20 protein-coding genes, 1 tRNA gene and 1 pseudogene are annotated in these 21,169 nt (G+C 62.1%); 18 read left to right on the forward strand and 4 right to left on the reverse strand.

Annotation, left to right across the window (positions count from 1 at the left end; all coding sequences use genetic code 11):
• The first annotated feature begins 17 nt into the window (after positions 1–17).
• The 8 genes from hisD to F3Y30_RS06235 all read left to right on the forward strand — a co-directional run bounded on the left by hisD (position 18) and on the right by F3Y30_RS06235 (position 4,592).
• The gene (hisD, locus tag F3Y30_RS06200) at positions 18–1,316 is read left to right on the forward strand and encodes a histidinol dehydrogenase (protein WP_203425622.1); all 1,299 of its coding nucleotides are present in this window, start codon (positions 18–20) and stop codon (positions 1,314–1,316) included.
• A 7-nt stretch (positions 1,317–1,323) separates the two neighbouring features.
• Entirely contained in the window at positions 1,324–1,800 is a 477-nt protein-coding gene (locus F3Y30_RS06205) for a UPF0262 family protein (protein ID WP_203425623.1), read from the forward strand.
• A 4-nt stretch (positions 1,801–1,804) separates the two neighbouring features.
• Positions 1,805–2,308: a low molecular weight phosphatase family protein gene (locus F3Y30_RS06210; protein ID WP_246752886.1), complete on the forward strand. Its 504-nt coding sequence runs from the start codon at positions 1,805–1,807 to the stop codon at positions 2,306–2,308.
• Positions 2,309–2,461: 153 nt separating this feature from the next.
• The gene (infA, locus tag F3Y30_RS06215; RefSeq protein WP_004435948.1) at positions 2,462–2,680 is read left to right on the forward strand and encodes a translation initiation factor IF-1; all 219 of its coding nucleotides are present in this window, start codon (positions 2,462–2,464) and stop codon (positions 2,678–2,680) included.
• A gap of 54 nt (positions 2,681–2,734) precedes the next feature.
• Positions 2,735–3,355, forward strand: coding sequence for a Maf-like protein (locus F3Y30_RS06220; protein ID WP_203425624.1), 621 nt, complete (start codon positions 2,735–2,737; stop codon positions 3,353–3,355).
• 3 nt (positions 3,356–3,358) lie between these two features.
• The gene (gene yacG, locus F3Y30_RS06225; protein ID WP_203425625.1) at positions 3,359–3,565 is read left to right on the forward strand and encodes a DNA gyrase inhibitor YacG; all 207 of its coding nucleotides are present in this window, start codon (positions 3,359–3,361) and stop codon (positions 3,563–3,565) included.
• 323 nt (positions 3,566–3,888) lie between these two features.
• Positions 3,889–3,964, forward strand: a tRNA-Phe gene (locus F3Y30_RS06230).
• A 247-nt stretch (positions 3,965–4,211) separates the two neighbouring features.
• On the forward strand, positions 4,212–4,592 hold the full coding sequence (locus F3Y30_RS06235; protein ID WP_246752887.1) for a BA14K family protein: 381 nt from the start codon (positions 4,212–4,214) through the stop codon (positions 4,590–4,592).
• A 791-nt stretch (positions 4,593–5,383) separates the two neighbouring features.
• Here the strand turns inward: F3Y30_RS06235 and F3Y30_RS26220 are convergent.
• Positions 5,384–5,680 (reverse strand): hypothetical protein, encoded by a 297-nt coding sequence (locus F3Y30_RS26220; protein WP_246753011.1) that lies wholly within the window; start codon positions 5,678–5,680, stop codon positions 5,384–5,386.
• A gap of 14 nt (positions 5,681–5,694) precedes the next feature.
• Here F3Y30_RS26220 and fhuF point away from each other — a divergent pair.
• Positions 5,695–5,964, forward strand: a pseudogene (gene fhuF, locus F3Y30_RS26225) (siderophore-iron reductase FhuF); the annotation flags it as partial.
• A gap of 54 nt (positions 5,965–6,018) precedes the next feature.
• Here fhuF and F3Y30_RS06245 read toward each other — a convergent pair.
• Positions 6,019–6,273: a GlsB/YeaQ/YmgE family stress response membrane protein gene (locus tag F3Y30_RS06245; RefSeq protein WP_203425628.1), complete on the reverse strand. Its 255-nt coding sequence runs from the start codon at positions 6,271–6,273 to the stop codon at positions 6,019–6,021.
• A gap of 233 nt (positions 6,274–6,506) precedes the next feature.
• On the opposite strand from F3Y30_RS06245, the gene pncB reads away from it, so the two are divergent.
• Positions 6,507–7,811 carry a nicotinate phosphoribosyltransferase gene (gene pncB / locus F3Y30_RS06250; protein WP_203425629.1) on the forward strand — a complete coding sequence of 435 codons (1,305 nt, stop codon included), beginning with the start codon at positions 6,507–6,509 and terminating at the stop codon, positions 7,809–7,811.
• A gap of 89 nt (positions 7,812–7,900) precedes the next feature.
• Here pncB and rhaI read toward each other — a convergent pair whose 3' ends face one another.
• Together rhaI and F3Y30_RS06260 are read right to left on the reverse strand one after the other, a co-directional pair.
• On the reverse strand, positions 7,901–9,193 hold the full coding sequence (rhaI, locus tag F3Y30_RS06255) for an L-rhamnose catabolism isomerase (RefSeq protein WP_203425630.1): 1,293 nt from the start codon (positions 9,191–9,193) through the stop codon (positions 7,901–7,903).
• An 11-nt stretch (positions 9,194–9,204) separates the two neighbouring features.
• A complete protein-coding gene (locus F3Y30_RS06260) occupies positions 9,205–11,298 on the reverse strand; it encodes a bifunctional rhamnulose-1-phosphate aldolase/short-chain dehydrogenase (RefSeq protein WP_203425631.1) in 2,094 nt (697 codons plus the stop codon).
• 199 nt (positions 11,299–11,497) lie between these two features.
• On the opposite strand from F3Y30_RS06260, the gene F3Y30_RS06265 reads away from it, so the two are divergent.
• From F3Y30_RS06265 to F3Y30_RS06300, 8 genes are all read left to right on the forward strand, one after another.
• Positions 11,498–12,310 carry a DeoR/GlpR family DNA-binding transcription regulator gene (locus tag F3Y30_RS06265; protein WP_203425632.1) on the forward strand — a complete coding sequence of 271 codons (813 nt, stop codon included), beginning with the start codon at positions 11,498–11,500 and terminating at the stop codon, positions 12,308–12,310.
• A 48-nt stretch (positions 12,311–12,358) separates the two neighbouring features.
• Positions 12,359–13,348 (forward strand): rhamnose ABC transporter substrate-binding protein, encoded by a 990-nt coding sequence (gene rhaS / locus F3Y30_RS06270; protein ID WP_203425633.1) that lies wholly within the window; start codon positions 12,359–12,361, stop codon positions 13,346–13,348.
• A gap of 299 nt (positions 13,349–13,647) precedes the next feature.
• A complete protein-coding gene (locus tag F3Y30_RS06275; protein WP_203425634.1) occupies positions 13,648–15,144 on the forward strand; it encodes a sugar ABC transporter ATP-binding protein in 1,497 nt (498 codons plus the stop codon).
• Positions 15,141–16,121 carry an ABC transporter permease gene (locus F3Y30_RS06280; protein WP_203425635.1) on the forward strand — a complete coding sequence of 327 codons (981 nt, stop codon included), beginning with the start codon at positions 15,141–15,143 and terminating at the stop codon, positions 16,119–16,121. The genes F3Y30_RS06275 and F3Y30_RS06280 overlap by 4 nt, the downstream gene beginning before the upstream one ends.
• Positions 16,121–17,125, forward strand: a complete 1,005-nt coding sequence (locus F3Y30_RS06285; RefSeq protein ID WP_203425636.1) for an ABC transporter permease — start codon at positions 16,121–16,123, stop codon at positions 17,123–17,125. Before F3Y30_RS06280 ends, F3Y30_RS06285 begins: the two co-directional genes overlap by 1 nt.
• Positions 17,126–17,138: 13 nt before the next feature.
• Entirely contained in the window at positions 17,139–17,453 is a 315-nt protein-coding gene (rhaM, locus tag F3Y30_RS06290) for an L-rhamnose mutarotase (protein ID WP_203425637.1), read from the forward strand.
• A 4-nt stretch (positions 17,454–17,457) separates the two neighbouring features.
• Positions 17,458–18,825: an FGGY-family carbohydrate kinase gene (locus F3Y30_RS06295; RefSeq protein ID WP_203425638.1), complete on the forward strand. Its 1,368-nt coding sequence runs from the start codon at positions 17,458–17,460 to the stop codon at positions 18,823–18,825.
• 681 nt (positions 18,826–19,506) lie between these two features.
• Positions 19,507–21,111: a globin-coupled sensor protein gene (locus F3Y30_RS06300; protein ID WP_246752888.1), complete on the forward strand. Its 1,605-nt coding sequence runs from the start codon at positions 19,507–19,509 to the stop codon at positions 21,109–21,111.
• The last annotated feature ends 58 nt before the right edge of the window (positions 21,112–21,169 follow it).

Genomic DNA, 21,169 nt, shown 5'->3' on the forward strand with positions numbered 1-21,169 from the left:
ACAGGGAATGAATCGAATTGGCAATCAGGCTTGACTATCGCGACGCCGACTTCGAACAGCGTTTCGCCGCGTTTCTCACGACCAAGCGCGAAGTCTCGGAGGATGTGAACGCGATCGCGCGCGACATCATCGAGGACGTGCGCAGCCGCGGCGATGCGGCACTCGCCGACTATACCCGGCGTTTCGACGGTCTCGACTTTTCGGTCGTGCCGATGGCCGTCACCGCGGCGGAGTTGGACGCGGCATTTTCCTCTGTCGATCCGAAGATCATCGCCGCCCTGGAACTCGCGGCAGAGCGCATCCGCAAGCACCATGCCCGCCAGCTTCCGAAGGACGACCTCTATGAGGACGCCCTCGGCGTCGGGCTCGGCTCGCGCTGGACCGCCATCGATGCGGTCGGTCTCTATGTGCCCGGCGGCACGGCGAGCTATCCGAGTTCCGTCTTGATGAATGCGGTGCCGGCCAAGGTTGCCGGTGTGCCGCGCATCGTCATCGTCGTTCCGGCCAAGGACGGAGCGGTGAACCCCGCCGTGCTCGCCGCCGCGCGAATCGCGGGCGTGGACGAGATTTATCGCATCGGCGGTGCGCAGGCCGTAGCCGCCCTTGCCTATGGCACTGAGACCATCTCGCCCGTGGCCAAGATCACCGGGCCGGGCAACGCCTTCGTGGCGGCCGCCAAGCGGCTCGTCTTCGGCACCGTCGGCATCGACATGATTGCCGGACCGTCGGAGGTACTGGTCATCGCCGACCGCGAGAACGACCCGGATTGGCTTGCAGCCGACCTGCTCGCGCAGGCGGAGCACGATCCCGGGGCGCAATCGATCCTGATTACCGATGACGAGGCTTTCGCGGCCTCCGTCGAGGCGGCCGTGGAGCGGCAGCTGAAAACGCTCGAGCGATCCGAGACGGCGACGGCGAGCTGGCGCGATTTCGGTGCGGTCATCCTTGTCGAGAAGCTGAGCGATGCCGTGCCGCTTGCAAACCGCATCGCCGCCGAGCACCTCGAGCTCGCAATGTCCGACCCCGAGGCGATGGTGGCGGAGATCCGCAATGCCGGAGCCATCTTCGTCGGCCGCCACACCCCGGAAGTGATCGGCGACTATGTCGGCGGATCGAACCATGTCCTGCCGACCGCACGCTCTGCCCGGTTCTCCTCCGGCCTTTCGGTGCTCGACTACATGAAGCGCACGTCGATCCTGCGGCTCGGGCCGGAGCAATTGCGCGCCCTCGGGCCTGCGGCCATCACGCTTGCCGAAGCGGAGGGCCTCGGAGCGCACGCCCGGTCTGTCTCCATCCGGCTCAACCCGGAGGGATGAGGCAAGGATGTCGAAGAGGGGCGGCTACCGGCTTTCTGACGTGGTCCTCGACGAGTCGATCGGTCGATCCACGCCGGATGTCGAGCACGAGCGTGCCGTCGCCATCTTCGACCTCATCGAGGAAAACACCTTCGAGCCGGTGGGCCACCCGGGCGGTCCCTACCGGCTCAAGCTCTCGCTGCTGGATTCGAAGCTCGTCTTCGTCATCACCACGGAGAGCGGCGGCGAGGTCGCGACCCACATCCTTTCCCTGACGCCATTCCGACGGATTGTGAAGGACTACTTCATGATCTGCGAAAGCTACTACCAGGCGATCAGGTCCGCGACGCCGAGCCAGATCGAGGCGATCGACATGGGACGGCGCGGCATCCACAACGAGGGCTCGCAGACGCTGATGGACCGGCTGTCGGGCAAGATCGTCTTCGATTTTGACACCGCGCGGCGGCTCTTCACGCTGGTCTGCGTGCTCTACTGGCGGGGGTGAGGCTATGGCGCTCCCTGCCGACAAGGATATGCAGTCAGTCGGGTTGCCGCGATCGGTCCTCTTCCTGTGCGGAATGAATGCGGTACGCTCGCCGATGGCGGAGGCGATCGCAAAAAGCCTGTTGCCGGCCGGAACCTACGTCGCCTCGGCCGGCGTGCGGCCGGGGGAACGCGACCCCTTCGTCGATGTGGTGCTGGAGGAAATCGGCCTGTCGCTCGGAGCGCACCAGCCGCATTCGCTGGACGAACTGGAAGACGACTACTTCGAGGTGATCGTCACGCTCGCGCCGGAAGCCCATCACGCCGCCCTCGAGCTCACCCGTTCCAACGCCGTCGAGGTGGTCTATTGGCCGACGGCTGACCCCACGGTGGTGACGGGGACGCGCGAGCAGATCGTTTCTGCCTACCGTGATGTGCGCAATCATCTTGCCGCCCGCATCGAGAGGCGAATGAGGGCGCTTCGCGACACGGCTGGAGCCCCTGATCCGGGCCTTGCGGCGCCGAGTTAGCCTCCCTTTTGCCCTGCCGACGCGCTTTGGGCGGCACAAATGCAGAAAGCCGGATCATTGGTGTTCACAAAACACCGGCGATTGTGTAGTTTCCGGCCAAATTTCCGGCAGGCATCCTGCCCCGGAGGCAAAGTACAGGAACCCCATATCAATATGGCAAAAGAAGAAGTTCTCGAATTTCCAGGTGTCGTGACGGAATTGCTGCCGAATGCCACGTTTCGCGTGAAGCTTGAAAACGAGCACGAAATCATCGCGCACACCGCTGGCCGCATGCGCAAGAACCGTATCCGCGTTCTGGCGGGCGACAAGGTACTCGTCGAGATGACGCCCTACGACCTGACGAAGGGCCGGATCACCTACCGTTTCAAGTAAGCGTGCCGGACCACCGGCCGCAGACGGTGGCTAAGACCGGTTTCGCGAGGTTTCATGGCGTTCAACAGCAAGCTCATCCTGGCATCCGGCTCGCCGCGCCGCGTTGAACTCCTCGCGCAGGCGGGGATCGAACCCGCGCGCCTGATGCCGATGGACATCGACGAGACGCCCGGCAAGTCCGAACACCCGCGCTCGCTGGCACGGCGCCTGTCAACCAGCAAGGCGGAAGCGGCGCTCGCCGCCATCAAGAGCGATCCCGCATTTTCCGGCAGCTTCATCCTGGCAGCCGACACGGTCGTTTCGGTCGGTCGGCGCATCCTGCCGAAGACGGAGATGGTGGAGGAAGCCTCGAGCGCGCTTCACCTGCTTTCCGGCCGCAGTCATCGCGTCTATACCGGCATCTGCGTCATCACGCCCGATCGCAAGGTGCGCCAGAAGGTCATCGACACCAAGGTACGCTTCAAGCGCCTGTCGGGTCTCGACATCGAAAACTACCTCGCTTCCGGCCAGTGGCGCGGGAAGGCGGGCGGTTATGGAATCCAGGGCATCGCCGGTGGCTTCGTCGTGAAGCTTGTCGGCTCATACACCAATGTGGTGGGACTGCCGCTCTACGAGACCCTCGGGCTCCTGTCGGGCGAGGGCTTCGATGTCCACCACGGCTGGACGGAAGGCTGAGCAGTGGGCGAGGAAAGCGAAAAGACCACGGCGAAGGTCGAACCCTTGCGCAAGACGCGGGCATGCCCGGAATGCGGCCGTCCCTCGTCGCGCGACGATTATCCGTTCTGCTCCAACCGCTGCCGCGATATCGACCTGAACCGCTGGCTTTCCGGTTCTTATGCCATTCCCGTCGCAGACGATGAGACCAAGGCAGAGCCGGAAGACTGACGCTTGCGCGCGCGCCCGGCCCGCGCGTGGTCCCGTCCGGCCGATTTTTCGAAGCCTCTTCACTATATCGGCCGATGTGTGGCTCTGCGCCGGGCAGCCCAGGCGCAATCGCTTCTGCTAAGAGCTTGATTGGACCTGCGATCTTCCTTCGAGACCCTGCTCGGGAGGCAGGAGAACACTGTAATATCGCGACCTCGGACTATCCCAATTTTTCACTGAAAAAAACGGTCGATTGGGCTGGACACATTCGAGCAAGATGCTATAACCCCGCTCGCTTCCGGGGCGGAACCAAACGCCCCCGGCTCTCACGAGCCAGCCAGGATGCCCGGATAGCTCAGTTGGTAGAGCAGCGGATTGAAAATCCGCGTGTCGGTGGTTCAAATCCGCCTCCGGGCACCATTCATCTCTCAAGACAATTATCTGGACAGGTCGAAGGCGCTTCGCTGTTCGCAATCCCTATAGGTCCCGCGTGCTTTGGCAGATCGTGCGCCGACTTTCTTTCCCTCACTTCACGTTGCATTCACGAGAGGTTTACCGCCGATGCGGGAACATGTCCCTGCTCGATGTGTTAAGGCATTGAAAGCAGAAAGGTATCGGTATGAGAAAATTGGTTTCAGGTTTTGTGGCGACCGCTCTCGGAGCGGTCATGGCAGTTTCTTCCGTGTTGCCGGCGGAAGCCGCGCCACCGATTTCCAAGTCAGTCCCCGGATATTCCGACGTCGAGCAGGTCCAGTATCGTCATCGTCCGCGGCCCAAGCCGCGTCGCGGCTGGCACAACGGTCACCGCGGCTATCATCACGCCCGCCCGGGTTACCGCCGCTGGAACGACGGCTACTGGTATCCGCTCGCGGCATTCGGGGCAGGAGCGCTGATCGGCGGTGCCATAGCCTCAAGCCCGCGCGTGACCACCGGGAGCGCGCACGTCAACTGGTGTGCGAACCGCTATCGCTCCTACAGGGCTTACGACAATACCTTCCAGCCCTATAACGGGCCGCGGCAGCAGTGCTACTCCCCCTATATGCGGTAGATCGCCGCCGTACTGCGAGGGCTTCGCTTCGAATGCTCTCGCAAAGCATGGTTGCGCTTGTCTTGTTTCCGACATCGGTTTCCAGCCGTTGCCAACAAGACATGGCGTAGTGACGGGCAGGCGGGCAGGCCGCCGCGGCAGCACTGCGGCGGCTTTCCGGATCGACAGTGCCGGTAAATTGGAATTCGCCGCTGGCCGGCTTCGTTGCCGCGCGTTGCCCGCGGCCCTGTCATCCGTTCAGGGAGCAGTTGCCGCTGACCCTTAGGCAACCTTTGCCCCTGAAGCCGGAAGCGATCCGTCGAATTCGCAATCGGCCCTCGGATCCAGACATCCCTAATTCCGCAACTGGCGTCCACTGACGGGGAGACCTGCTTCTGGCGAACCGTCTACGGACGATGAATCCACGCGGTCCACGTGGTCGATTAATACTTGACTGGATAATTCATGATTGTATCTTCCGCTCGCCGTCGAGCCGACCGGGTTCGACGGGTGGCAACGGAAACAGTCTTGATGCACTCCCGCTTGATGTCCCTCCAGATCTGTCTCACCGTCGAAAACGGAAAAGGCACGGATGCTAAGCCGTGTGCCGGAGGGCGTTGGAATTGACAGGTCTCCTGGCAGCATCGGTCGCGCGCCCGCGCCCGCCATCCCCAGACGATTTTCTGATCGGAGCAGCCGGGGAGCGGTTCTCCTATTGCAAGGGCAAGTTCCTTGTCGAGGCTGCGGCTGGCCAGCGGGTTGTCGCATGCAGGTCACTTTTGGATCGCGCCACCTTCGACGCTGAGATCGACCTATACAGCGAGCAATTCGCCGGCGCGGATCGTCGCGCCATCGTGTCCATGTGGACGCTCTACTATTTTTCGACGCTGGTGATCGGTGCGGCCGTGTCCACCTTGGTGCTTGGCCGCCGCCTGCCGCGCACGCTCGACGGGTTGTGTCTCGTGAGCAATGCCAGCACCGGTGCTCCGACTGCGTTTCTGCTGACGGAGGAACTCGGGGCGGCGCCGGCGATCGGCGATCCCGAGCAGGAGATGGAAGCGCTTCTTCGCGAGCATCTGGGCCCGCTCATCGAGGCGATCACGTCCCATGCGGGGTTTCGCAGCGGCTCCTTTGGAACAACGCGGCAGCCTATCTTTCCTGGATCGTCGGCGAGATCGAGGTGTTTGGCGGCGCGCAATCGCCCTGCGGCAAATGTCTCATGGAGAATGAATGCTGGAGCGATGGTAAGCGCAATCCGCTCTACGGCACAATCCGCACCTGCGAGAAGGACGGCAACTGCTTCTCCTGCCGCAAGGTCTGTTGCCTGCGCTATGCGCTGCCGGGCGTTTGCGGGTGCGGCAACCTGTGCCCCCTGCCGCAGGGTCGGGCCTGACAAGGCTACCGTGACAGCCCGGGCAAAGGGCTGCCACGGAACGGATTTGACGGATCAGGCTCGCTTCACGATGCGGATCAGCATGAGAAGGATGACGGCCCCGATCGTGGCGTGGAGGATGGCTGCTATGATCCCGGTGCCGAGGCTGACGCCGAGCGCGGGAAAGATGAAGCCGGCGATGAACGCCCCGATAATGCCAACCACGATATTGCCGATCAGGCCGAAGCCGAAGCCGGATACGAGCAAACCGGCAAGCCAGCCGGCGATCGCCCCGACGATAATAAACACGATGATGCTTTCAATACCCATCAATACGCCTCCCGTGCGTGGGTTTATTGACATCGCTAGCATTGATTGAAGAGAGAAAGATTACAAGCACATCCTGATGCTGGGCCGGGTGGCCGGTTCGGGTACGGCTTGCGAGCGGGCGAAGAGGCATGCAATGACTGCGCGCAATGAGGCGTGTGTCGTGCGCTCGAGTGAATGTTAATGTAAGGCCCGGAGACCCCGGAGGGGCGACCGCGGAAGAAGGTTCATTGTCCATGACCAAGACGGATATTGCTCGCCGCGTCTACGATAACGCCTGGAAGCTCGATCCGATCGTGCGAAGCCTGCTCGATACGGATTTCTACAAGCTCCTGATGCTCCAGATGATCTGGAAGCTCTACCCGGATGTCGAGGCGACCTTCTCGCTTATCAACCGCAGCAAGACGGTGAGGCTGGCCGAGGAGATCGACGAGCAGGAACTGCGCGAGCAGCTGGACTACGTCAGGGATCTTCGCTTCACCAAGAAGGAGATGATCTGGCTCGCCGGCAATACCTTCTATGGCCGCAAGCAGATCTTCGCGCCGGACTTCCTGGAATGGCTGGCTGACTTTCGCCTGCCGGACTACGAGCTGACGCGGCGAAACGGTCAGTACGAGCTTACCTTTCCGGGCAAGTGGACGCACACGACCATGTGGGAGATCCCGGCGCTTGCGATCGTCAACGAGCTTCGCTCACGCACCGCCATGCGCGGAATCGGCCCCTTTGCGCTCGATGTGCTCTATGCGCGGGCAAAGGCCAAGATGTGGTCCAAGGTCGATCGCCTGCGCGCCAATCCCAATCTCCGCATTTCGGATTTCGGCACCCGCCGGCGCCATAGTTTTCTCTGGCAGAGATGGTGCGTCGAGGCGCTGAAGGAAGGGATCGGTTCTTCCTTCTCCGGCACCAGCAACGTCCTCCTGGCAATGGATACGGATCTCGAGGCGCTCGGCACCAACGCCCACGAACTGCCGATGGTGGCGGGAGCACTCGCCAGGACCGACGAGGAACTGGCCGAGGCGCCCTACAAGGTGCTCAAGGACTGGAACCGGCTCTATGGCGGAAACCTTCTGATCGTTCTCCCGGATTCCTTCGGCACCGCGGCCTTCCTGCGCAACGCGCCGGATTGGGTGGCGGACTGGACGGGCTTCCGGCCTGACAGCGCCCCGCCGATCGAGGGGGGCGAGAAGATCATCGCCTGGTGGAAGAAGATGGGCCGGGATCCCAAAGAGAAGCTCCTGATCTTTTCGGACGGCCTCGATGTAGACACCATCATCGAGACATACCGTCATTTCGAAGGGCGCGTTCGCATGAGCTTCGGCTGGGGAACCAACCTGACCAATGACTTTGCCGGATGCGCGCCCAACACCATTCGCGGGCTAGATGCCATTTCGATCGTCTGCAAGGTCAGCGACGCCAACGGCCAGCCGGCCGTGAAGCTCTCGGACAATCCCCGGAAAGCGACGGGGGACCCGGCCGCCGTTGAGCGCTATCTGAAGTTCTTCGGAACGGAGGATTTCGTGGAGCAGGCGGTCAAGGTCTGAGACCTCCCCGGACGCGGGCGTCCCGTGCAAAGAAAAAGCCCGGCGTAACGTCGCCGGGCTCGTATTTTGTTGGATAGAGCCTGAGCGGGTCAGACGATCCCGCCGCTGCCGCCGGCAACTGCGGGGCGTTCGGCCGCGACCTTCGCCCGGTATCCCGAGGCGCGATAGGTCGCGACAGGATCGATGGCGCCGCCGTTTTCCAGCCGGGCTACCGCTAATATCACCTCGACATCCGTGCGGAAGGCAACCTTCAGCGTCTCGGATGCCATCAGCGCATCGTTGGTATCCTGGTAGGCGGCCAGCGCCTTGCGGTCCACGATGAGGCCCTGGGCGTAGGCGCGGCAGACTTCCGTCGCGCTGCGCACCAGGCTTTCGATCGGATCGGTGACGTTGTGGCTCTGGTCCAGCATGTGCGCGGGCGAAAAGCCTTCGGCCTCCCGCGTTTCGGCGTCGACCAGCTCGTTGAATACGAGGAACAGCCGGTAGGGATCGATCGAGCCGGTGTCCAGGTCGTCGTCGCCGTACTTCGAATCGTTGAAGTGGAAGCCGCCGAGCTTCTTGAACTGGATCAGTCGCGCGACGATCATCTCGATGTTGACGTTCGGTGCGTGGTGGCCGAGATCGACCAGGCAGAACGCTTTCGGACCGAGTTCCTGGGCGATGAGATAGTTGGTGCCCCAGTCCTGCACGACGGTCGAGTAGAAGGCCGGCTCGTACATCTTGTGCTCGGAGAAGATGCGCCAGTCGTCCGGAAGGTGCTTGTAGATCGCCTTCATCGAGTCGAGATATCGCTCGAAGCTCCTGGTGAAGTTGGCCTGCCCCGGAAAGTTCGTGCCGTCGCCGATCCAGACGGTCAGCGCCTTCGAGCCGAGCACCTTGCCGATCTCGATGCATTCGAGATTGTGCTCGACCGCCTGCTGGCGGGTGCCCGCTTCCGCATGGGAGAGCGAGCCGAACTTGTAGGAGTGCTCCTGCTGCGGCGCATCCGAGAACGTGTTGGAGTTCATGGCGTCGAAGCCGAGGCCGAGGGCATTTCCCTTCTGCTTCAGTTCGCTCATATCCGCCACCTTGTCCCACGGGATGTGGAGAGAGACGGTGGGGGTCGCGCGGGTCAGCTGCTGAATGACGGCGCAGTCCTCGATCTTGTCAAAGATGTTGCGCGGTTCGCCGAGCCCTGGGAAGCGCGCAAAGCGCGTGCCGCCCGTGCCGACACCCCAGGAGGGGACTGCTACGGCGTAGGCGGCAACCTTGTCCCTGATGGCGTCGATATCGACACCCCGGCGTGCAAGCTGCTCGCCGAGATGTGCGTAGTCGCGCTTGAGATCGGCCGAGCGCTTGGCGTTCTCGGCGTCGATCACGTCCCTGGAAATCATCTCGATCATGTCGCCACCCGTCAGCGCGTGAAGGACTGGGCATTGCCCGCGTCGACATTGATGATATTGCCGGTGGACTTGGCCGACATGTCCGAAGCCAGGAAGTAGATCGCCTCGGCGATGTCTTCCGGGAATACGCTGAGCTTCAGCATGGACCGGTCGCGGTAGTGCGCTTCCAGGTCATCCGTCTTGTAGGTCGCAGCGCGCTGTTCCTTCCATTCGCCGGTCCAGATCTTGGAGCCGCGAAGCACCGCATCCGGATTGACGACGTTCACGCGGATCTGCTCGGATGCACCTTCCAGCGCCAGGCAGCGTGCAAGGTGGATCTCGGCGGCCTTGGCCGTGCAATAGGCCGATGCGCCCGGAGAGGCGGCAAGCCCGTTCTTGGAGGCGACGAATACGACGTTGCCGCCCGCCTTCTGCTTGCGGAAGATGCGGAAGGCCTCGCGAGAGACGAGGAAGTAGCCGGTCGTCAGGATCTCGATGTTCTTGTTCCAGAGCGCAAGCGACGTGTCCTCGATTGCGGCGGAGGAAGCAAGCCCGGCGTTGGAGACGAGGATATCGAGCCCGCCGAATTCAAGTAGCGCGTCGGAAAATCCTTCGGCCACCTTCGCCTCGTCGGTCACGTTCATGACCACGCTGCGCACGAAATCCTTGCCGTAGCGGCCGCCGAGTTCGGCATGGGCTGCTGCAAGCGCCGTCTCGTCGATGTCGGCAAGCACGACGCACGCGCCTTCGGACATCAGCCGGTTCGCCGTCGCCTTGCCGATGCCGCCCGCGCCGCCGGTGACGAGCGCGATCTTGCCGGCAAGCATCTTCGGCTTGGGCATGCGCTGCAGCTTCGCTTCCTCGAGCAGCCAGTACTCGATATCGAAAGCTTCCTGTTCCGGAAGTCCGACATAGGTCGAAACGCCGGATGCACCGCGCATGACGTTGATCGCGTTGACGTAGAATTCGCCGGAAATGCGGGCTGTGGCCTTGTCCTTGGCAAAGGTGATCATGCCGACGCCCGGGATGAGGTAGACGACCGCGTTCGGGTCGCGTATGGCCGGGCTGTTGTCGCGCTTGCAGCGTTCATAATAGGCGGAGTAATCGGCGCGGTAGGCGGCGATCGCGTCCGGGAGGCCGGCAAGCGTCTTGTCCGCATCCGGATTGGCCGGGTCGAAGTCGACGACGAGCGGACGGATCTTGGTGCGCAGGAAATGATCCGGGCAACTGGTGCCCAGGGCAGCGAGAGGAACGAGGTCCTTCGATGTCACGAAATCGAGCACGGCCTGGCTATCGTCGAAATGGCCGACCTTGCGCTCGTCGGCGCTGATCAGGCCACGGATCACGGGCAGCAACTTCTGGGCGACAGCGCGCCGCTCGGCTGCGGGAAGCGCCGGCTTGACCGCGCCGCCGAAGGCCGGAGCGGTGTTCTCCACCTCGAACCAGGCGATTGCCTTGTTGATGATCTCGATGGTGGTCTCGTAGGCTTCCTTGGCCGTGTCGCCCCAGGTGAAGAGGCCATGGCTTTCGAGAACCGCGCCGCGGGCGTTCGGATTTTCCTTGCAGAACTTTTCAAGCCACAGGCCCAGTTCATATCCGGGACGCTTCCACGGCAGCCAGCCGATATCGTCACCGAAGATCTTCTGCGTGAGTTCGCGACTGTTCTTCGAGGCGGCGATCGCAATGATCGCATCGGGATGCATGTGGTCGACGTGCTTGCGCGGCACATAGGCATGCAGCGGCGTGTCGATCGAAGCTGCACGGGGATTGAGGTTGAAGGTGCAGTGGGGAAGGTAGCCCACCATCTCATCCTCGAACTCGACTCCGCGATAGACATTCTTCAGGGCGTTGAGTTTGTCCATGTAGAGGGTGGAAAAGCCGTCCATCTTGATGGTGCCGACGTCCCCGCCGGAGCCCTTCACCCAGAGAACCTCGACCTCGCCGCCGCCGAGAGGATCCTTTTCGATCACCTTCGCAGAGGTGTTGCCGCCGCCGTAGTTCGTAATGCGCTTGTCCGACCCAAGCAGATTCGACCTGTAGAGCAGGCGTTCGGCCTCGCTCATTCCAGCGGCCTTGGCGTCGTCCCAGAGATTGGCAAGGCGCGACCCTTGTTGCTTGTTCAGCATCGGCATTTCCTCCCGGTCGTTTGTCACGCAGCCACGGTCGGCCACGTCTAAGATTGACACCAAATCTCACGGAAGAACGACAATTGTCAATCAGAAACGATCAATAACAATCATATTGCAGTGCACAATGAAAAAATATGATCGATGATGATTGACAATGCGCGGTTCCTGATGGAAGCATGAGAGCACTGGAGGAGCCATGCACGAGAAAGAGAGACATCGGATCATTCTGTCCGCCGTTCAGGAAAAGTCCGTCGTGACTGTTTCCGAATTGGTCGAACTGACAGACAGTTCCGAGGCGACGATCCGGCGCGATATCGCCGCGTTGCACGTGCAGAAACGCCTGCGCCGTGTGCGCGGTGGCGCCGAAGCGCTCAACCCGCCGCAATTTCCGGGCCTTGCGGGCCGGCCGTTTCATGTCAACGAAACGCTCCATGCCCGCCAGAAGCAGGCGATCGCCAAGGAAGCCGTCGCCCTCTGTCAGGATGGCGAGCCGATCATTATCAACGGCGGCACGACGACGTTTCAGATGGTGCACTTCCTGGTCAATCGCAGGATGCAGGTCTTCACCAATTCCTTTCCGATTGCCGAGCATCTGCTGAAGCACTCGAAGAACACCGTCATGCTCTCCGGCGGCGTTATATATAGAGAGCAGAACATCATCCTCAGCCCGTTCGAAAATGACGTGACGCGCAATTTCTATGCGCGCCGGATGTTCATGGGCGCGCAGGGCCTCGGACCGCTGGGTCTCATGGAGACCGATCCGTTGCTGATTCAGGCGGAGCAGAAACTCATCGACCAGGCCGAAGAGCTCGTCGTGCTCGTCGATTCCTCGAAATTCGAGAAGCGCTCAAGCCTCATCCTGTGCGGCCTTAAGCGCATCGCCACCGTCATTACAGATTCGGACATCGAGGATCGTCACGCCTCGATGCTGGAGGCTGCCGGCGTAAACCTGATCGTCGCAACGGTTCAGGCGGTCGCCAAACCGGAGAATGCTCCCTCGTTTGCCTGATGGGCGGCGAGCGGAGAGGGAATGAACCACTTTGGGAGGACTAAGTTCATGAAAATTTTGAAGACTTTGCTTATGACCGCCGCCATTTCGACGGCACTGATCGCCAACATGGCTCACGCCGAGAACAAGAAGATCGCCCTCGTCGTCAAGGCGCTCGGCATCGGCTTCTTCGAAGCGGCCAACAAGGGCGCCCAGGAAGCAGCCAAGGAACTCGGCGACGTCGAGATCATCTATACCGGACCGACCACCACCACGGCTGAAGGCCAGATCGAGGTGATCAACTCGCTGATCGCCCAGAAGGTCGACGCGATCGCCGTTTCGGCAAATGATACGGACGCTCTCGTTCCGGCCCTCAAGAAGGCCATGGACCGCGGCATCAAGGTCATTTCCTGGGATTCCGGCGTCGCCAAGGATGGTCGTGCGATGCATCTGAACCCGTCGTCGAGCCCGCTGATCGGCAACATGATCATCAAGCTCGCCGCCGACAACCTGCCTGAAGGCGGCGACGTGGCCGTTCTGTCGGCAACCGCGACCTCGACCAACCAGAACACCTGGATCGCGGAAATGAACAAGGTGCTGCCGAACTACAAGGGCATCAACGTCGTTGCGACCGTCTATGGTGACGACCTTGCCGACAAGTCCTACCGCGAGACGCAGGGCCTCATCCAGACCTATCCGAACCTGAAGGCGATCATTGCTCCGACCTCGGTCGGCATCGTTGCCGCCGCTCAGGCTGTGACGGACGCCGGCAAGGTCGGCCAGATCAACGTCACTGGTCTCGGCCTTCCGTCCGAAATGGCTGGTCACGTGAAGTCGGGCGCTTCGAAGTCGTTCGCCATCTGGAACCCGATCGATCTCGGCTATTCGGCAACCATGATCGCCTATGACCTCATCGGCGGCGCGGAAGCAAAGCCGGGTGCGGAACTCAAGATGGGCCGCATGGGCAGCGTCAAGCTCGACGACAACAACGAAGGCGCCATGGCCGACCCGTTCGTCTACGACAAGACGAACGTAGAGGAATTCGCCAAGATCTTCTGATCCGGTGAACCACATGCCGATCCCGGCCCCATGGCCGGATCGGATTTGCTTGAACGAGTATGCCCCTCATCCGGCCCGCGGGTCGCCTTCTCCCCCCCCTCAAGTGGGGGGAGAAGCAGCCATTCCGCAATGCTTCCGCCCCACGGCGCGGCAGGACGTGGGAGTACCCCTCCGTCCTCCTTGCGGAGAAAAGGGGAGGCTGAGGGGCAATCTCCAGACGTGCCGAGCCTGATGAACGGCAGGCGCTACTGAACCAAACCGGTGGACGAACTTTGCTCCAGGATACGACCACATCGCGGATGAAACCCGCCATCGCACTTGAAGGGATCTCTAAATCCTTCCCCGGCGTGCGCGCGCTCTCCGACGTTTCGCTGTCGCTCTACCCCGGGTCCGTTACGGCGCTCGTGGGTGAGAACGGCGCAGGCAAATCGACGCTCGTCAAGATCCTGACGGGTATCTACCAGCCTGATGAAGGCACGATCCGCGTCGATGACAGCGAGACCCATTTCCCGACCGCGACCGCCGCAGCCAAGGCCGGTGTCACCGCGATCCATCAGGAAACCGTCCTCTTCGACGAGCTTTCGGTCGCTGAAAACATCTTTCTTGGCCATGCGCCACGCACGCGCCTCGGCCTGATCGACTGGGGGAAGTTGAACGCGGACGCCCGCAAGCTTCTCAACCGTGTCGGCGCCGATTTCGATCCGACGATCCGCCTGCGCGATCTCGGTATCGCCAAGAAGCATCTCGTGGCAATCGCGCGCGCCCTTTCCATCGATGCCCGCGTGGTCATCATGGACGAGCCGACGGCCGCCCTGTCCCACAAGGAAATCCACGAGCTTTACGAACTGATCGACCGGCTGAAGGCGGATGGCAAGGCGATCCTTTTCATCAGCCACAAGTTCGACGAGATCTACCGCATCGCCGACCGCTACACCGTCTTCCGGGACGGCAAGATGGTGGGCGAAGGACTGATCGCCGATACCAGTCAGGACGAGCTCGTCCGCATGATGGTCGGCCGTGACGTCGGTCAGGTGTACCCCAAGCAGACCGTCGAAATCGGCGCGCCGGTCCTTGCCGTTTCCGGCTACCGTCATCCGACCGAGTTCGAGGACATCAATTTCGAACTCCGCAAGGGCGAGATTCTCGGTTTCTACGGTCTCGTCGGCGCGGGACGATCCGAATTCATGCAGTCGCTGATCGGCATCACCCGGCCATCGGCCGGCGCGATCCGGCTGGACGGCGAAGTGCTGGTGATCCGCAGTCCATCGGAGGCCATTGCCAGTGGCATCGTTTATGTGCCGGAAGAGCGCGGCCGCCAGGGTGCGATCATCGGCATGCCGATCTTCCAGAACGTTACCCTGCCGTCCCTCGCGCGCACTTCGCGCAGCGGTTTCCTGCGGCTTGCGGAGGAGTTCAGGCTGGCGCGCGAATACACCTCGCGCCTCGACCTGCGCGCTGCATCGCTCGACCAGGATGTCGGTACGCTTTCGGGCGGCAACCAGCAGAAGGTGGTGATCGCCAAGTGGCTCGCCACTCAGCCGAAGGTGATCATCCTCGACGAGCCGACAAAGGGCATCGATATCGGTTCCAAGGCAGCCGTGCACGCCTTCATGAGTGAACTGGCGGCGCAGGGGCTGAGCGTCATCATGGTCTCCTCGGAGATCCCGGAAATCATGGGCATGTCTGATCGCGTCATCGTCATGCGCGAAGGCAGGATTGCCGGACGGTTCGAACGCAGCGAACTGACGGCGGAACGACTGGTGCGGGCGGCGGCCGGCATCGCGGAGGCAGCATGATGGCACGACTCTTGAAAAACCGCGAAATGCTGCTGGTCGTGGCGATCGTCGCTCTGGTGGGCATGATCGCGCTGCGCTTCCCCGGCTTCGTCGTCCCGGCGAACCTCGCGAACGTCTATAATGACACGTCGATCCTCATCATTCTGGCGCTCGGCCAGATGGCGGTCATCCTGACGCGGTGTATCGATCTGTCCATGGCCGCGAACCTCGCTTTGTGCGGTATGGTCGCCGGCCTCATAAACGTCGCGATGCCAGGGCTGCCGATCCCCGTCGTCATCCTCGTCGCCATGCTGCTCGGCGCCTTCCTCGGCTCGATCAACGGTCTTCTCGTCTGGAAGCTGGACATTCCGCCGATCGTCGTAACCCTCGGCACGCTCACCATCTATCGCGGCATGATCTTCCTGCTGACCAACGGCCAGTGGATCAATGCGCACCAGATGAGCGACGCCTTCAAGGCTTTCCCGCGCACAGCACTGCTCGGCTTCCCCGTCCTGTCCTGGCTGTCGCTGGTCATGATCGCGATCATGTTCGTGGTCATGAGCCGCACGCCTCTCGGCCGTGCCTTCTTCGCCGTCGGCGGGAACCCGCACGCGGCCGTTTACACGGGGATCGATGTCGGCCGGACGCGGTTCTTCGCCTATTGCCTCTCCGGCACCCTTTCGGGGCTTGCCGGCTACCTCTGGGTCTCGCGCTATGCGGTGGCCTATGTCGACATTGCCGCCGGCTTCGAACTCGACATCATCGCGGCCTGCGTCATCGGCGGCATATCGATCGCTGGCGGCATCGGGTCGGTTGCGGGCGCAGTCCTCGGCGCGGTGTTTCTCGGCGTGATCAAGAACGCACTGCCGGTCATCAACATATCGCCCTTCGCCCAGATGGCGATCTCGGGCACGGTCATCATCATTGCCGTCGTCGTCAACGCTCGGGCCGAACGACGCAAGGGCAGGGTCATTCTCAAGAAAGCGGAGGCAGTCTGATGGCGCACGCAGAAATGACGGCACGCCACATACCGGATCGTCTCCAGGGGCGTGGCGCCCGCATGTTGAAGAGCTGGGAAAGCCTGCTCCTCGTAGTGGCCGTGGCGATCTTCCTCGCGAATTCGTTCGCGTCTCCCTACTTCCTCGATCCGTGGAACCTCTCGGATGCGACGTTCAACTTCACCGAAAAGGCGATGATCGCCTTCGCGATGGCGCTCGTCATCATATCCGGGGAAATTGACCTTTCGGTCGCCTCCATCATCGCTTTGGCCTCGACGGCAATGGGATATGCGGTGCAGCTCGGGTTCGATACACCGATGCTCGTGGCGATCGGCCTCGGCACCGGCCTGCTCTGCGGGACTGTGAACGGACTTCTGGTGACCGGGCTTGGTCTTCCGTCAATCGTGGTCACCATCGGAACGATGAGCCTTTTCCGCGGCCTCTCCTTCGTCATCCTCGGGGACAAGGCGTTTACCGGATATCCCGAAAGCTTCGCCTGGTTCGGCCAGGGTTACGTCTGGTGGGTCTTCTCTTTCGAGTTCTGCCTCTTCCTGGCGCTCGCATTGGTTTACGGCGTGCTGCTGCACAAGACGAACTTCGGTCGCACCGTCTTCGCGATCGGCAACAATCAGACGGCGGCGCTCTTTTCCGGCGTTCGGGTCGGAAGAGTGAAGTTCATCCTCTTCCTGCTCACCGGCCTGATGGCGGGTATCGCATCGATCTGCCTTACCTCGCGGCTCGGCTCCACGCGGCCTTCGATCGCGCTCGGATGGGAACTCGAAGTGGTGACGATGGTGGTGCTCGGCGGCGTCAACATCCTCGGCGGCTCCGGCACGATCCCGGGCGTCGTGCTCGCGGCCCTCATCATGGGCATGGTGACCTTCGGGTTCGGCCTGCTCAACGTTCCCGGCATTGTCATGTCGATCTTCATCGGCCTGCTGCTGATCTCGGTCATCGCCCTGCCCATTCTCTACACCCGGCTTCGCCGCCGCCTGCATGCCTGAGGATTGCGTCACAATGGAAAAGTATGCCTTCCGTATGCGCCTCAACCCCGGCATGGCCGAGGAGTACAAGGCGCGTCACGATGCAATCTGGCCGGAACTGGTGAAGCTTCTAAGGGATGCCGGCGTCTCCGATTACTCCATCCATCTCGACGCGGAAAACAATCTGCTCTTCGGCGTGCTCTGGCGTCGCGACGATCACGGCATGGCGACGCTTCCGGACCATCCGGTGATGAAGAAGTGGTGGGCCCACATGGCCGACATCATGGAGACCAAGGCGGACAACGAGCCGGTGGCCGTACCGCTTGCGACCGTCTTTCACATGGAATGAGCCGATGGCGGATGTAACCACCATTGCCGTCGTCGACATCGGCAAGACTAATGCGAAGGTCGCCCTGGTGGATGCGGCCACTTTCCAGGAAATCGCCGTGCGGACGACGCCAAATCTGGTCGTCACCGGCCCGCCCTATCCGCATTTCGACACGGAGCGGCTCTGGGCGTTCATCGTCGAAAGCCTCGGATCGCTCAACGCCGAACGGCGGATCGATGCCGTCTCCGTAACGACGCATGGCGCGACGGCTGCTCTCGTCGATGCGGACGGCCGCCTTGCGCTGCCGGTTCTCGACTATGAATACGCCGGCCCTGACGAGCTCGATGCCGAGTACAGGAAGGCGCGTCCGCCTTTCGCCGCCTCCGGCACGCCGCGCCTTCCCGGCGGTCTCAATCTCGGGGCGCAGATCTATTGGCAGTCGCGCCGATTTCCTGATGCGTTCGCCAATACTGCTTCCCTCCTCATGTATGCGCAGTACTGGTCCTTCCGCCTGACAGGCGTGCTCGCCGGTGAGGTGACCTCGCTTGGCTGCCACACGGACCTGTGGGAGCCTCTGGACGGGCGCTATTCCACGCTCGTGACGGAGCAGGGCTGGCTGGAGCGCATGCCGCCGCTACGCAAGGCCGGCGACAGTCTTGGTCCGATCCTGCCCGACGTCGCAGCGCGAACGGGGCTCGACGCAGGCACTCCCGTATACTGCGGCATCCACGATTCCAACGCGTCCCTTCTTCCCTACGTTCTCTCGCTCGACGCTCCCTACGCGGTCGTCTCCACGGGCACCTGGGTGATCGTGATGGCGATGGGCGGAAAGAGGCTGAAGCTCGATGAAGCGCGCGACACGCTCGTCAACGTGAATGCGCTGGGAAATCCCGTGCCCTCGGCACGCTTCATGGGAGGGCGGGCGTTCTCGCTTCTCGGCGGGCGATCCATGCCGATTGCCGACGCTGCCGTCACGTCAGTGCTTGCCCGCGCAAGCATGATACTGCCGTCCGTGCCCGAGGACTCTGGTCCCTTCCAGGGGAAGCATGCGGAGTGGACGGTCGCGAGAGACGAGTTGAGCGAAGAGGAAGTCCAGGCGACGATCGCCTTCCACCTTGCGCTCATGACATCCACCTGCCTCGGCCTCATCGGCGCAGAGGGGCCCGTGATTGTGGAAGGTCCGTTCGCGTCCAATCCGGCCTATCTCGCCATGTTGAAAGCCTCAACGGGGAGGGAGATCCTCACGGGGGCAAGTGTCACCGGCACGAGCGCCGGGGCTGCCTGCCTTGCAGCCGGCAACGTGGCGCAGCCGCGCTTGCAGCCGTTCGGACGCGATTCGTCGGACGAAATGAAGGCCTACGCTGAGGCCTGGGCAAGCCGCGCCTTGCGTTGAATTCGATGAGCACTTCCGCGTTTCCGGAAGTGGACAGGTCTCTAGCCAATTGTCTTGAAGTAATTCCGGACGCTGGAGCGCGTTGCTGAAATTGCTCTAGAAAACGCGAGAAGGGGCGGGCGACCGGCCGCGCTCGATATTTAGGAGAAGCGACATTGCCGCCAAGGTGCTTGCGGCAATTATCGTGGCACTCAGACCCAGAACAATCATTGCTCTTTCCCGAACTGACATCATTGTCAACATCACATGCTTATATACTAAGAATCTTACCTGTGGCTTGTGCGAATCCTTGCTATTGACAAGAAAATAATCGCCAAAAAACTTCGCTGATTCGGCCTGATTGGAAGCATGTCCCGCAATGCGAAAGCGTGGAGTGCAATATTAACCTTCAGGCAAGGAATTAACCATAAACATTGTTCCACGCGTCGGAGTGGGAGAGTGTAAGAGTTTCCCACCCAGGCATGATGCCAAACCGCCGTACCGGTCTCGATCCGGTATTCACTTTTCACCGAAATTGATCATGGATCATCGGGCGGCAGTCATCATGCGCCGGGCGAGAGCCGGCTGCATGGCGCGAGCGATAGGCTATCGTTCTACCGACACTGCATCTTCCATGACCGATTTCGAAAGGCCGGCCGATTAGTTCGGCCATGGAATGCAGCGTCGCGTGGGGACAATTCGGTGCAGGAATCGCCGGCAGATCAGGCTCGAACGGCACAGGCAACCAGCCTGCGTGACCGCTTGAGATTTGCCGGCCTGGAGCCAGCCCAGGGCGAAATGCTGCGGAACCACCGTCAGCAGCTCGAACGCCATGTCGAAATCGCGCTGCGCGACCTCTTCCAACGTTTTCAGACGTTCCCCGACGCGGCCCGCTACTTCCAGAGCGAGCGTCAGGTCGATCGCCTGCACGATCTTCATTCCTCCCATTGGGGCGTGCTGACCGACGCCCGCTTCGACAGCCTCTATGCCGAGCGTGTCAAGGTTCTCTCTGATGTCGAGAGCCAGATGAGCCTCGATCCACGCTGGCGGCTTTCGGGCCAGGCGATCGTGATGGAGCATGTCATCAACGGCCTGATCGAGGAATATTGGCCGAAATCCCTGCTCCCCGGGGCCGCAAAGGGACGGCGCAAGGAACTTTCCGACCTGCTGACCGCCTTTATCCGCACTGCGATGGTGGACGCGGAGATCGCCGTCTCGCTGCGGTTCAACGAACAGCGTCACCAGCATCACCGCGCACTGGCAGAGCAGCGCAAGGGCGACGTCTCGCGACTGGACGACGTTTTCGGCGATGTCATCCGCAGTCTGTCGCGCCTCGATCTCACCGCTCGCGTGTCAGGCGAAATGCCCGATGACTGGCAGGACCTCGCCGGTGCGCTTAACGGCGCACTCGAGGATTTCCGCACCCAACTCACCCAGGCGACCGAAAAATCCGCGGCCTCGGATGCGCTGGTCGCCGCCGTATCGCGCGATGCGAATGCTTTCGCTACCCAGTCACGGGAGCGCTCCTTGAGCCTCGCCGAGACCGCCGCGCGGCTGGGGGACATCGTGACGAGCGTCAAGACGACACTCGACGAGACCCGCCGCCTCGAAACGGCCGTCCAGGACACCCGCCAGTCGGCAGAACGCAGCGGCGCCATCGTTGGCGAGGCGATCTCGGCAATGGCCGACATAGAGGCCTCTGCCGAGAAGATCGGCCAGATCATCGGTGTCATCGACGAGATCGCCTTCCAGACCAATCTCCTTGCGCTCAATGCCGGTATCGAGGCAGCCAGGGCAGGGGATAGCGGCCGCGGCTTCGCGGTCGTGGCTCAGGAGGTGCGAGCACTCGCCCAGCGCTCCGCCGATGCGGCGCGCGAGATCAAGCAGCTCGTGAACGGAACAAAGACCCAGGTGGAAGCCGGCGTCGATCGGGTCAACCGCACGCAGGACGCGATCGCAAGCATCGTGCGCCAGGTGGCGGGCATCAACGACGCTGTCTGCTCGATTGCGCGCGATAGCGACGAGGGTTCCACGGGATTGGTCGCGGTCGCAGCCGATCTCGGCAATATCGGAAGGCTGGTCGAGACCGACGCGCAGGTCGCGGCACGCACTGCCAATGCCGGCGCCGACCTCCATACCGTCATCCTCGAACTCGGCGAGACCGTGCGCGCCTTTCATGTGCAGCACCACGCTGCGGCAGCCCCTCAGCGTCGCGCGGCGGTGGCGCAATCCGCCACGGCAGCGATGCCAATCACCTACGTCGACGATGAGCAGCGCGCTACGCGGGCGATCGGATACGGAGCGTGACCATGTTCAAACGCCAACCCCGACACTGGTTCTCTACCGATCGCAGCAGGCTTTTTGG

It is taken from the genome of Sinorhizobium sp. BG8 (genome assembly GCF_016864555.1).
Taxonomy (GTDB): domain Bacteria; phylum Pseudomonadota; class Alphaproteobacteria; order Rhizobiales; family Rhizobiaceae; genus BG8.